The sequence below is a fragment of the Butyricimonas sp. Marseille-P2440 genome (assembly GCF_900091675.1).
In the GTDB taxonomy this organism is placed as follows: domain Bacteria; phylum Bacteroidota; class Bacteroidia; order Bacteroidales; family Marinifilaceae; genus Butyricimonas; species Butyricimonas synergistica.
The window spans coordinates 107,341-119,899 of record NZ_LT594606.1 but is presented as its reverse complement, the minus strand read 5'-3'; the positions used below and the strand labels follow the sequence as shown (position 1 = coordinate 119,899).

The window sequence follows — 12,559 nt, the reverse complement described above, 5'->3', positions numbered from 1 at the left end:
CTAATTTATCGTATCTATCCCGTTAGCGATCACGTCCGCCCGCAACCGGTCAATTTCCTCGATCACGTGATCCAGGGGTTTATTTACCTTCTCCGTGGCAAAATCACGATAGAACTCTATACGCCCCTGATTCTCCTGCAGGTGATCGCGAAGAGCGTTAAGCTCGTGTTCGATATTGCTGAGATAAAGTTTGACCATATTATCACATTCGCGGGTGGCTTTCGAGAGAAGGCTATACAAATTCAGGGTCGCATCCTTGCCCAGAAAACCTTCCGAACGGATCAAACGTCCGGCAATATCCGAATTTATCTTGTTCCGCAACTCTGTACGAGCCGCTTCCTCCATCTTCTCGAACATCTTATCCACGTTACCGCCTCCGAAAAATATCTTCACGCTAGTCCACCACCCGTGTAACGATTTCCTGACCGTCGAAGAAATTGACGTGTTGATGATCTCGTCAATCTGTTTCTGGATGATAATAATCAGAAGCACGCTCATCTCGTACAGGCTGTCGCTGATCTTTTTCTCGAAAATAGATTTGTTCACCACGGTAACCTTAAATTTGTTATCCGAATTGATAGCGCGAATCTCATCCAATACAGACGTGATATAGTTATTCATGGATTGTGATAACTTGTCCACGATCTGGCGATACGGGGTTTGCCGGGTTGTTTGTACGGGCGTGAATATATTTGCACTAATCGTGTTGCATATCAAATCGACAATCTTGGGAACCGGTTTAAGCAGGGAAGGTAAAAAGTCATTTTCAATCTCGATGGAAGTCAGCTCCTTCAAAGACTTCGGCGTGTAATTACCATGAGGGACATCTATTTTGATCCCGTCAATCATCTTGTTGATCCCCACGGTTGCGCTAATAAGCAATTGCTGGGAATGATGCTTGATATACGTGTCGACTTCCGACGGGAAGTTGCGGGCGATCGTTTCGCTCTCCTGTTCGTAATTGCCGGAAAGGGTCTGGATCGTCTCTTTCGCTTTCTGGAATGCCGCTATCTTTGCCTCGATCGCCTCGGCATTTGACGCGAGGGCGTTGATCCTATTCTGAATCGCCAGCCGAATATTCATCGCCATCTCTTTCGTGCCGTTCAGGTGATTATCATAGATCGTGCCGTCGGCGAACATGTTGCCGATCACCTTGCCCAAGATGGCGTTAAAATCCTCGTAATACCCCTTTTTAAGTAACATTTCCTTGGGCAGATAGGATTTTTCCTCTTCAAATTCTTCCTTCTCCTTCACGATCGTGCGAATGGTCTCCACCTTTTTCTCCCCCGAAGTTTCCAACTCTTTTCGATTCAGGCCATTGATTTTAATGGCATCCTCCTTGTAGGGATACACGCCGCAAAATGCCAGACGATTATATAAAGCGGAGTAAGTCACGATCTGCGAACACAATCGTTCATAAAGTTTCTCGGGTACCTTGCCGGAATAGGCTTTTTTCAACAGGGCCGCGATATTGTTCTTGCAATTCTCGATTGAACCATGCCGAGAGGGAGACAGGTCGATCTTGTTGATGACAAAAATAATATGCTCCGGCTTGATATTGGAAACCTTCGGGTTAAAAAGCGTGGAACCGAAAAAGTCAATATCCTGATCCGTGAGATTCCCAAGGGAATCAACTAACACGAAAGCGAAATCGCAATTCTTCATGTTGTGTTGGGCCTTCTCGTCATCCACGCTTGAAGCCCCGTTCCCCAAAGTATCGACAAGCACGAGGGCGTAATCTTTACAGGCACCCTCCACCTCGTGAAGCGAGATATAAGCCTCGTTCAGTTCCATACTTTTAAAGCGATCGGGTTTCACGAGACGATCACGATCGGCCAAATCTTTCTCCGTGTAACAATAATAACAGCGGAAATCATCAATCGTCTCCCGTTTGGATTTCAAACTACCTTTCCGGCGTCCTTCCTTGTCAATATCAAAATAGTTCACCGTAACCCCCTCGTTCGCGTAATCCTCCGTGCGTCCGATCCAGGTAGGCATGAGCGTCGAGGTATGAATCACCTCCGGGACAATAATCTTACGTGCCAAATTGTTGATCAGCGCACTCTTACCCGAATTCGATGCTCCCAAGAACAGCACCCGTACAAGTCCCATGTTATTACGTACGGATTCTTTCGCTATAGCTTCGGCGTATTCGATCGTGGCTGCGGACTGCAACGCGGGTGCTTCATGACCGATATTAAATAATACATCTTGAAGAGACTTGTTGCAAACGTTAACCGTCTCGTTAAATTCTTTTATGTTCATACAATCTTAAAGATTATTTTTGTATAACCAACTGTTTTTATAACACTCAAATCATCTTATTTAACAAATTCTTCAACTCCGCCTGACGAGCCAGAAGGTTTGTCCTTTCCCCCTCGTATTGTTGTCCGATCTCGTCGATATTTTTCAGGAACATCTCCTTGATCTCGCGAATAGAATTTTTGAAATTTCTCTCCAGCAAGGGCATCAGCGTCTCTTTGAGTTGCGTTTTGATGTGTTCAAGCCCTTCTTGAAACTGCTGGGTCAATGCCTCCGAGTAAAGTTGCACGAGTTCCGTGTTACTGCGTTTAATCTTCAGCAAGCCGCCAAAAAGCTTCATGAGAATATTCGTCACGACCTCTCCCAGCAAATATCCCCAGAATCCGCCATGAAAACTAGCCACGAACACGAGCACGTTACGAATCACGCCTTCAACCGCATTCTTGATTGAATTGTTATACAAATCGACCGTGTCGAAACTGATCGGTTGATTTCCCACACGAACCCCGTCCGCTTCCAGATGCAAAACATCCATCTCTTTCCCGAAATAGCTCTTGTACTTCGCTGTCAACGAAGCCAATTTGTATTCCATGTCATCACGCACCACGTCCATCGTCTTCCTGATCTCGTTGCACAAGAACTCTCCCCACAGGTAGTTGAGATAAGGGCTGAAATAAAATTGTATTTTCTGAACATCTATCGCATGCAATTCCTTGTCAATCAGCAAGCGAGCTTCTCGGGCGAACTTCGTGATATCCTCGTCAAAATGAGTCGAGCAGTAATTCTGAATCTTCACCCATAACGTCAGGTCAAGCTGTTTCGCGTATACCTCGAACGATTCCCGCCGCTCTTTGAAACGAGCGATAGCCTGTTCGAGAGTTTCCAGCTTGCCCTCCACCCGGGCTAACTGTTCTTCCAAAGAAGTCTGCACGAAAACGTCTATATCATGTGCTTTCTCGCGAGCCACATCATCCAGGTTAACCGGATTTGATATGAAATGCTGCACGAGCCACACCCCGGTATTCCCTTTGCCCTCCACGTGTACGGGAGCCGTGATCCCTTTTACTTCCAACACCTTTTCCACGGTGGTTACCGCCTCTGTCACGGAAGGGAGCAAGTGAGCGTGAAGAAGCACGATCGCCAGCCCGGCCCGGAGCGCGTCGTGTGCCGCGATGTAATCAAGTAAGGCTACATCTGAACCTTTCAGAAGGTGTTGTGCATCCATCACGAGTACATTACGTGCCGCCCGGTTTACAGGTGCATTTCGGGAAATATCCTCGTCGTTGCCGATAGAAGAAAATTCAAACGTGTAATCTTCAAACATCCCGGAATGAAGCATCCCCGAGAACAGCGAGCAGACCTCGGCTTCAATATCCCGACTACACGCAATACATACTTGTTTCTCGGAAGAGGGAATGAGATCAACCATCTCCTGCACTTTCGAACCGATCTCTCCGGGTAGATCCGGAATCAATATATCATTTTTGTCACTCATAACGGGTTTATAGGTTTAGATGATTTTCATGATTTCTGCTTGCAAATCACGGGCAGACAAAAGATAAGCACTCTTGTCAACGGTCGTGTGATCAATCAACTCGATACAACGGGCATAGAGAAGCGATTTCCCGAAAAGTTCGATCGCCCGCGCGCGGGTCTTTCCGTTAGGATGGCTTGCTTCCGAATGATCATAGTCCCAAAGAGCCTCGTCCAGATTATTCATTTTCTTGATCATGGATTGAGCTGCCGCGGCGTCGCGACAAGCGATCACCGCCGCCCGGTCTGCCGTGATCTCCTGCAACCGGGAATATTGATTATTTTGTTGCAACTGCTTGATCCGGGTAATCACCTGCGGGTTGGTTATCGTTGACAAATCTGTTGCCATGATACTGCCTTTAATCGGGTGATTCGCCAAAGCGTGTCCGATTTCGTGTCCGATCAGGGCCATGATCTCCAAGTCCGTGTATTCCGTCTTTGCCATCAATTCTTCGGAAATAAAGACATACAACATCTCCTTCGACCCGCAGGTAAAAGCGTTGTTGCTTTGGAAAAGCTCTTGTCCTTTCAGACTCGTTTCCTCCAAAGCCCGTTCCATCCGGTATATATCCTCGTCCGAATACACATATACCAACGGCATCGGGATGCCCAGATTTTTGCACAGCGTCGTGATAATATCAAAAAGACGAGAATTATTGTTCACGTTAACAGGTTGTCTGTCAAGCACGCTCCGAAGAACTTGAATACGCAGCATATTACTCTCGTTGAACGTGTATTTGATAAATCCCGGTGCCACCTCGTTAAACTTGGCGATACTGTCCAGAAACTCCTTTTCCTGTTCGGTCACGTACAACGGGGGTTCGATAAATTTCTTGAACCCTTGTACCTCTTTCTCCATGTATTCGGAAAGGGAAAGATACGTGTTGTCAAATATTTGCATGCTCATGTATGAGGGTGTTTACTTGATTCTTTATTCGGTTTAATTCTCCGGTCAGGCTTGCCAGATCACAATATTTTCGGGAGTTACCGTTTTTGACCGTCCCGCCTATCGTGAGAACGATCCCGATTAACGTCAGGCCGAGCGGGACAACGTTTTTTATATCCGGGATCGCGTAAGATAGAAGTCCCAGAATGAGAATCACGATTCCGGTCGCGAGTAATCCGATAGCCCGTTTCCCCCGGGAGGCGGGAGAAAAATGGTCCATCTCTTTCCTGATCGCTTGTTGAACGGCAGGTTTTTCTCCGTAATAATCACATACCCACTTGTTGTATTTGTTGGGAAACGTGAAATTGAACCATAGTTTATCAATAATCTCGATTTTATAGTAGTTCTCAATTTGTTGCACGTTCACTTTGCCTGAACTGTTTTTAATTCTTTTGGCCTCGAAATCTACCATGATCGAGACTTCGTCCCACAACTGATTGAATTCATTCATGATCGGTAATATTTATTTCTTTTTCTTTTTTTTTGATGGGATTGGGGGCAGGGCCGCGGCTATTCCGATGTTACCCAGTTTAAAATCAACGTTAACGACTTTACCCTTTTCTCGTTTCTCTATAAAACGTTTGATCTCGTCTTCATATTTCGCGAACATATTGTTGAAGAAACGGATGTCTTGCTTGTCGTTTTCCGGGGTCTCCGAGGTCAGTAGTTCTCCCACCTCTTCGTTAGCGACGGCCGCGCTTAATCCGGCAAGCGATTCTTCCGCCGAGGCACTGCCGTCAAGAATTTTCTCTATCTGGTCAAGAGTGATTTTCTTCGTTTGTTTCGATCTTTCAGGCATAGTATTTATTTTTATTGTTTTGAATCTCCGTCAGCAATCGCTTGTAAGCGATGTTCAGGTAATTATACACTTTACCGGGTGTAACTCCCATTTCCTCGGCCGTTTCCTCGGTCGATTTCCCTTCCAAAAGCCGGAGTTCGATGACCCGTCGATAGGTTTCCGTTTTCCATTTTGAAATCGTATTTCTTACAATATCTTTCATTTGCTCTGTCGTTAAATTATAACTCCATTCGGGCTCTTCAAGCAACCCGTGGTGATGGTTTAAATTTACCGCGGATAACGGGACCGTTGCCACTCCCCCGTTGACTTGCTCGAAAAAGATCGCGCTCAGAAATTCGTCTTGGGCGGCCATCCTTCCGGCCCGTTCGATCGCCAAGCGGTGGAGGCGTTCGAGGCTCTTGTTATCCTTCAGCTTCATTTTTATAAGAGTCTCCTCGTCGGGAATTCTCTGAACGTATTTCAAAAAAAGTAGATTTTTTTCTTTTTCCTCGCTGATCCGGTTGATGAGATTGACCACGTCATACTCCGTGGCATAAGGCGATTCGATGTTGAATTGTTCTTTCGGGGAAGTTGGATGATTCAAGTGATTTTGCTTGTAAAATCTCTTGAAGAAATTGGAGGCGATCGAGCGTAACCAGATGACCAGGCTGCATTCCCCCCTGAAATCCGAGAGAGCCTTCCAGTCATTTTCTTTCAGGTGAAGGTAAAGTTCATCCATCAGTTCCCTGAACGTCAATTCCCCCCGGTAATCTTTCTTGTAGGCTTTCAATATTGATGGTCCGAGGAAATCCGCTCCCTCGAAAATGTCCATGATGAAATCCATGTCATCCTGACGGAACTTGTAAAGCATGAATTGATAGAAATCTTCTTCCGGGATGCCCGCGTATTTCTTGCCGATCTTCCTGAGGCGGATATCGGGTTTAAGGTCGCGGGATATATCCCGATTATTCTCTTGATGCTCTTCCTCTTCCGGTTCGGAGAGGTATTCTTCCTCTTCCGGGTTACTGTATTTATTCCCTGTTTTCATATCATTCGTTTCACACACATCCGTACAAAAATATGTTGTATCTATGCAAAGCTATTTGAAAAATAGGAAATAAAGAAGTGAAATTTTAAATATTTGTATGCTTGTTGTTCGGTGGTTTCTTGGTCAAGCAGGTTGTCCGCAGGGTTCCCGCAAGCATATCGAGTCGGAAGCTTCTTTCCCGGAAGCACTCGTGGCGAAGCCATTGGCTCCTTTCGGGTAATCGTTGTGACCGGGGAACTCGATGCGGATAATTTTGAGTAGCCAGCGTTCCATACCGGTCACCATGCCGAAGACGACGGAGTTGCGTTTTTGCGGTTCCTTGCTCGACCTGCACTTGAAGCTAGCGCTTTTGCAATAGTTTTGGTATTTATATAGTACTTTGCGGCAAAAATGTTTGATTTATTTAAATTACTATTTATAATTTTGATATTTGTAACGAGAAAATTAATAAAGATAAAATCGTTCCAAATAACGATCAATGATTGACCACTATTTAGAACGATTACATGGTATAACTTCTATGTGAAAGTTGTACTAGTGATACATTGTATACAAGTGTCCTATAACAATTTTCTTATGAAAACACTTTGCGTACCCCAAAATCAGGGTATGCAAAACTACAAATAATTAATTATAAGGAATTTATAAAATTAGCATTTTTTGAGTGACGACGTCAAGGAAAAGGGAGCCATGAACTCCATGGACTCCCCCTACTTATACAAACATATAATACTATTTATTCTGCACTGCTTGCAAAGCAACAATCATTGCTTGATAATGTGAACGGTCGTCTTTATGAGCTGTATCAATCTTTGACTTTAACAAAGAAAGTACTTTAGCATACATCGACACGTAATGAGTCGCCGTTTCATCATACAACCCCGCATTCACTTCACGCAAGAAACCATACCCATAGACATCACCAAACTGTTGCTGTTTCATTTGAGACATTACCGTTCCAATTCCCTCTTTACTTTCAATCTCTTGCAATTGCTCTTTAAAATAAGCAAGAAAACCACTTTCATCCAACCCATACGCCAATACTTCATCAAAAGAAGGAGTATAAGGAGCAACATCTGTCAATTTGCTCTTTGCGTCTGCTCCCGCAGCCTTCATGCGGAGAGCAACTTGCTTCACGATCTCACGCTGCATAGCCTTATCAATTCTCGTCAACTTATTACCTTTTATTGTATTAGCGAATACCGCAGCATACAAATCATCATAAAAATCTTTCTGTGTATAATCGCTACCGGCAAGTTGAGAAGCCACATTCACCTTTACACCTGCTTTAAATGCCGACTCAATCAATTTGGTATACAATTTCATACTCGTTCCAGTTGCGGAGAAGCCAAATTTAGAAAGCACCTTTTCATCATCCAACCATTCATTATCACTCAATTGCTTTATAAACCATTTCAAGGAAGCGCTCTGACACTTGGCATCTACAGGTTGAAAACGAGCACCTGGAGTACCATCTTTTACCTCTGTCAAATAAATACCACCCACATTGTATAACACGTTCATTAAATAGCGGTAATACTGTGTTATAATCCCCTGGTGCAAAAATTGACGGTGAGCGGTAGAAGCATCATCCGGTACCCACTCGTTCAAATGAGCCATTATATATTTCAAATTCTTAATACCATATTCACCGGCTTTCAACGGATCATCACCCAAATCTTCCTCCACAGAACTCGGATCGTAGCGAGAAGCTATTTGCTGTTTCCCGTAACGATAATACGGATCTCCGGCCTTTTCATCTACCCAAGATTCCAAGATTTTCGCTTCCTCCTTGACACTCAAATTTCCGGCTATCGGAGAATACAACCATTTAATAGCATACTCATCATAACAACCAAGTACAGGAGGAGTCAATTTAATATTTTTATCCCCGGGTTGTGCTACATAATTAAATCGAGCATAATCCATAATAGAAGCTGTAGTTCCATATTTTTGCGTGAAAGAAGCCGACCGTAAAGAGTCAACAGGAAAGGCACTGGAAGCCGCCATATTATGCATCAAACCCAACGTGTGACCGATCTCGTGAGCGACAACATATTCCAACGATTCATCCATCACCTCTTTAGGCATCTTTTTAGCTCTTACGCGAGGATCGATCTGCGCTGTTTGCGTGAAACGCCACATGTTATTCAACTTCACCACATCATTATATATAACCACGGAAGCACTAATAATCTCTCCGGTTTTCGGGTCTACCCAACTCGGACCGAAAGCATTCATCGTTCTCACGGGAGAATAACGAACGCAAGAATATTTCAAATTATCCGGATCAAATTCAGGGTCCTCCTCTTTCGTCGGGAAATCACGTACCTGAACGGCATTTTTTAAACCGATTTTCTCAAAAGCTTGGTTCCATCTTAAAATCCCCTTACGAATCGCACCTTTCCAATCTTCCGGGAAAGTATTATCCACGTACCATACGATCGGTTTTACCGCTTCAACCAACTCACCGCGTTCCCAAGCCCGTGCGTCTTTCGGCTCTACTCTCCAACGATTCGCGTAAGTGTACGCTTGAATACCGTCTTCTTCCGTGGAAATATATTGTTTCCCCGTCAAGAAAATACCGACACGCGAATCCGAGATTCTCGGTTTCATCCGATCCTTGTCCTCAGGCAATAACAACACCGTACGGGTCATCTTGTTAGAAACGTCTCCCAAATCCATCGAGAAAAAAAGTATTGATGCTTTTACACTATGGGTCATCGTAGTTTGGATAGACACGTTATCGTCAAAAGCTTTCATCTCTCCTAAAAAGAATAATTCCGTTTTAGGAGTCGAACTCAGTGAAATCATTCCCATATCCATTTCCCCCACGGGTGCCAAATCCGGCTCATTTGCGGCAAATAACGGTGTCACATCAAAAACGACAGCCGAACTATCCGCATTATAAGCGGCAATTGAATATTTCTTCATATACGGATCAATATAATTCAACTGGACAGCCTCTCCGATATTGGCATCCGCCTTATCAAAATCCACGACGGAATTTACCGAACGCATATACAGATTACTATCAATCAAATCAAAACGAACATGTAACGGATCAGACGGTTTGTAACCCACCGTACAAAGTTGAGGATTACTGGTTTCCGTAATTGTGGAAGCGATCAACAATTCACGCCCCAAAAATTTCACAGGGTATTCAAAATACAATTTATTCCCCACCCGATGCAACGTGATAAACTTACCGGCAACCGTTTGCGTTTCCGGCTTTTTCAATAATTTATCATACTTGCTTTGAGTTTTATCCTTCTCCACCTTTTCAACCTCTCCTTTTTTCCCTTTCTTTTTTTCTTTTGCACACGCTTCCGTAACCTCAAAAAATGGTAAAACAAACAATATCAGTGCTAGTAATACAATACTCTTTTTCATCATGATTACTGTTAAAAATTTAAATGATTTTTAAATTGTCTATATCAATCTTCCAATACAAACTTCAATGCCTTCAACTGCTCCCGCATCATCTTGAATTTCTTCATCACTCCATCATATTTCCCGTACATAGCCTCAAATTCGGCTTGGGTACAAGTCAACACGGCTTCAACATAAGAACCCAAATCAAGCGCTATTGTCGGGGTGATATCCTGCCCTCTCGAATTCTTGACAGACGCGATAAATCCCAATTGTTCCTTTTCCGTGAAATTCGTCCCTTTAAAAGCCTGATAAGCATTCAACAGTGTTCCATAATTTAATTCCGTCGAATACAAATCCGGTTTATTAGGATTCAATGCCTTACTAATTCCTAAAAACTTATCTCGCCAGGCGGCATGAGTGGATGAAGCCAACATATTACCAAAATAAGCAGATATGAAAGAATTGGCGTATGCTTGTTGCTCTTCGGCAGGCAAAGAGGCAAAACCATTCACAGCTTTGAAAACCATTGTATTATAGCCGAAATAATCATTCAATTCTGAATCACGCCACTTATCACTCCATATCTTGTCCACGAATAAAAAAGAAGGTAACAAATCAGCATTGCCAAAACGGGGAAATACATGTTTGGAAAAATACGTAAGTATCGGTTCCAAAACGGAATGATCCTCCAGTAAATCGAAGATCCCGTCCGGTTTACTACTTCCCGGCATATAATACACTTTCAATATTTCGTAAAATATATAATCGTTACCCGACATATCTGTCCGTTTCTCGAAACCTAACGTATCATTATAATACGTGGAAATACCGTAATTCTTATAGATTTCATAACGCACCCAATCCACGGGATCATCCGTCGTCGGCTCTTCAATAATTTTCCAATCTCTCCCGTAACCGGAAGGACTCAAGGCATCCTCTTTCTCGCAAGCGATTGTTAAAAAGAGGCTTATCAATAATCCAATAATATATATATTCCTCATAACTATCATTTCTAAAAATTAATAACGAACCATTTTTCTTGCCGGACGGTCCTCGTTTTGCACCAAAGTTCCCTTGTTAAAGATAATTTCGCTGGAAGGCAACGGGAACACGTAAGCAGCCCGATCCTCGGTATAAGGTTTCAACTCGTAATATCCGACCGTCACGTAATGTCCCTCTACCCCTTCTCCTCCTTGCCGCTCTCTTACCTCATGGCGAATCGGTTTACTAAACGGATACTTGCTATTTACCGCATAACGGCGTAAATCAAACCAACGTTGTCCCTCGTAACAGAACTCTCGGCGGCGTTCACTCCGGATAAAGTTCACTAAATTCTCTCCACTCCTTGCCATCTCCTCCTCGATCGCGGGCATTTCTCCCACGAGGAAACGTTTTTCTCGCAACACGTTCAAAGTACTCTCTGCCCCCGCTTCATCTCCAAGTATCGCCTGTGCCTCAGCCTTATTCAAATAAGCCTCGGGGAAACGGAACAACATGTAATCCCCGATACGCCCGGATTCTTCACGAAACTTCAAACAACGCCAAGCATCCGTGGAGAATGGTGGGTGCGTGAAAAAAATCTTACGACGCAAATCATTCTCCCCGTAACAATTCAACAAATCATCCGAAGTTTTATAAGAAGAAGCCGTACTGGAAGAATTCCACCAGCAAGCATCAGACGTATGTATTTGAGCCATAATATACCCTCCTTGAGTAAACACCGTTTCCGGCGACCCCTCGTAAGTAAAACTGTCCCCTTCTTCTAAACTATTTAAATCCAAAATAGAATGACTCTCTCGTAGAATAGCGGAGTCCGCGTAAGCAACAGCCTCCTCGTAATCCTCCATGTAAAGACACACCCTACTCATCAAGATACAAGCCGCCGTGTAATCCGCCCTGATCGGACGACTGTACTTGGGAATCTCCCGAAAGGCTGCGACACTATTTGCCAAATCACTCCGGATTTGCGTATAAACAGCTTGCACCGAAGCCCTAGAGAAGTGTTTGTCCTCCACCTCTCCTACAATTTTTAAAGGAACTCCCAACTCCTTATCCGCCGAGTTCAAGGCATAAGGTTGGGCATAAACGTTCACCAGCCAATAATAATTATACGCCCGCAAGAAATATGCTTCTCCAGCCACCCGGTTAGCTAACGTATCCGACTCCCCTTCCCGCACATTATCCAACTCTGAAAGAATGGAATTCAATATAGCAATTCGTTTATACGCCTTTTCCCAATCATCCGGTTTATACTCCACATGCTCTTTATTCCAAAACGGATTCTCCTGCCACCGGTAAGCGGAAGCCGTATTCGAACGTATCCAACTATCGATTGAACTATCATATCCCTCTGCAAACTCCGTGATATCGTCATCTTGTAAATGAATCCATGGAAAATATTTATCCGTGTGAGTAAGTAATTGACTTTGATGAGCTTTTAAGCTGATTGCAAAACCGGGCACATTAATATATGCCTCCCCCATCAACAATTCATCCAAATCCGCGACACTACTCACGTAAGCCTGATTTTGTGAATCTTCCTCGAAGAAATCACCACATGCACAAAGCGTAGGAATGATTATGATTCCGACAAACAACAATTTCAATATCTTCATGA

10 protein-coding genes are annotated in these 12,559 nt (G+C 43.8%); all 10 read right to left on the bottom strand.

The genetic code is table 11. The annotated features are described in order from the left end of the window. A complete protein-coding gene (locus tag BN8899_RS00550) occupies positions 1-2,265 on the bottom strand; it encodes a dynamin family protein (protein ID WP_065217876.1) in 2,265 nt (754 codons plus the stop codon). A 46-nt stretch (positions 2,266-2,311) separates the two neighbouring features. Further along, complete coding sequence (locus BN8899_RS00545; protein WP_065217875.1) at positions 2,312-3,757, bottom strand: hypothetical protein; 1,446 nt, start codon at positions 3,755-3,757, stop codon at positions 2,312-2,314. Positions 3,758-3,772: 15 nt separating this feature from the next. Beyond that, positions 3,773-4,702, bottom strand: coding sequence for a M48 family metalloprotease (locus BN8899_RS00540; protein WP_065217874.1), 930 nt, complete (start codon positions 4,700-4,702; stop codon positions 3,773-3,775). After that, entirely contained in the window at positions 4,683-5,192 is a 510-nt protein-coding gene (locus BN8899_RS00535; protein ID WP_065217873.1) for a hypothetical protein, read from the bottom strand. Before BN8899_RS00535 ends, BN8899_RS00540 begins: the two co-directional genes overlap by 20 nt. A gap of 12 nt (positions 5,193-5,204) precedes the next feature. Then, positions 5,205-5,540: a hypothetical protein gene (locus BN8899_RS00530; protein WP_065217872.1), complete on the bottom strand. Its 336-nt coding sequence runs from the start codon at positions 5,538-5,540 to the stop codon at positions 5,205-5,207. Next, on the bottom strand, positions 5,533-6,567 hold the full coding sequence (locus BN8899_RS00525; RefSeq protein WP_065217871.1) for a sigma factor-like helix-turn-helix DNA-binding protein: 1,035 nt from the start codon (positions 6,565-6,567) through the stop codon (positions 5,533-5,535). The genes BN8899_RS00530 and BN8899_RS00525 overlap by 8 nt, the downstream gene beginning before the upstream one ends. A 123-nt stretch (positions 6,568-6,690) precedes the next feature. Continuing rightward, on the bottom strand, positions 6,691-6,852 hold the full coding sequence (locus BN8899_RS20555) for a hypothetical protein (RefSeq protein ID WP_018338669.1): 162 nt from the start codon (positions 6,850-6,852) through the stop codon (positions 6,691-6,693). A 447-nt stretch (positions 6,853-7,299) separates the two neighbouring features. Beyond that, a complete protein-coding gene (locus tag BN8899_RS00520) occupies positions 7,300-9,963 on the bottom strand; it encodes a zinc-dependent metalloprotease (protein ID WP_082986842.1) in 2,664 nt (887 codons plus the stop codon). Between the two features lie 41 nt (positions 9,964-10,004). Beyond that, the gene (locus BN8899_RS00515) at positions 10,005-10,943 is read right to left on the bottom strand and encodes a hypothetical protein (protein ID WP_065217870.1); all 939 of its coding nucleotides are present in this window, start codon (positions 10,941-10,943) and stop codon (positions 10,005-10,007) included. An 18-nt stretch (positions 10,944-10,961) separates the two neighbouring features. After that, positions 10,962-12,557, bottom strand: coding sequence for a RagB/SusD family nutrient uptake outer membrane protein (locus BN8899_RS00510; RefSeq protein WP_065217869.1), 1,596 nt, complete (start codon positions 12,555-12,557; stop codon positions 10,962-10,964). Positions 12,558-12,559 lie beyond the last annotated feature (2 nt).

Bases quoted from the DNA above. Each gene is read 5' to 3' on its own strand.
- BN8899_RS00510 (WP_065217869.1), bottom strand. From the start codon at position 12,557: ATGAAGATATTGAAATTGTTGTTTGTCGGAATCATAATCATTCCTACG.
- BN8899_RS20555 (WP_018338669.1), bottom strand. From the start codon at position 6,852: ATGGTGACCGGTATGGAACGCTGGCTACTCAAAATTATCCGCATCGAG.
- BN8899_RS00535 (WP_065217873.1), bottom strand. From the start codon at position 5,192: ATGAATGAATTCAATCAGTTGTGGGACGAAGTCTCGATCATGGTAGAT.
- BN8899_RS00515 (WP_065217870.1), bottom strand. From the start codon at position 10,943: ATGAGGAATATATATATTATTGGATTATTGATAAGCCTCTTTTTAACA.
- BN8899_RS00545 (WP_065217875.1), bottom strand. From the start codon at position 3,757: ATGAGTGACAAAAATGATATATTGATTCCGGATCTACCCGGAGAGATC.
- BN8899_RS00520 (WP_082986842.1), bottom strand. From the start codon at position 9,963: ATGATGAAAAAGAGTATTGTATTACTAGCACTGATATTGTTTGTTTTA.
- BN8899_RS00550 (WP_065217876.1), bottom strand. From the start codon at position 2,265: ATGAACATAAAAGAATTTAACGAGACGGTTAACGTTTGCAACAAGTCT.
- BN8899_RS00540 (WP_065217874.1), bottom strand. From the start codon at position 4,702: ATGAGCATGCAAATATTTGACAACACGTATCTTTCCCTTTCCGAATAC.
- BN8899_RS00530 (WP_065217872.1), bottom strand. From the start codon at position 5,540: ATGCCTGAAAGATCGAAACAAACGAAGAAAATCACTCTTGACCAGATA.
- BN8899_RS00525 (WP_065217871.1), bottom strand. From the start codon at position 6,567: ATGAAAACAGGGAATAAATACAGTAACCCGGAAGAGGAAGAATACCTC.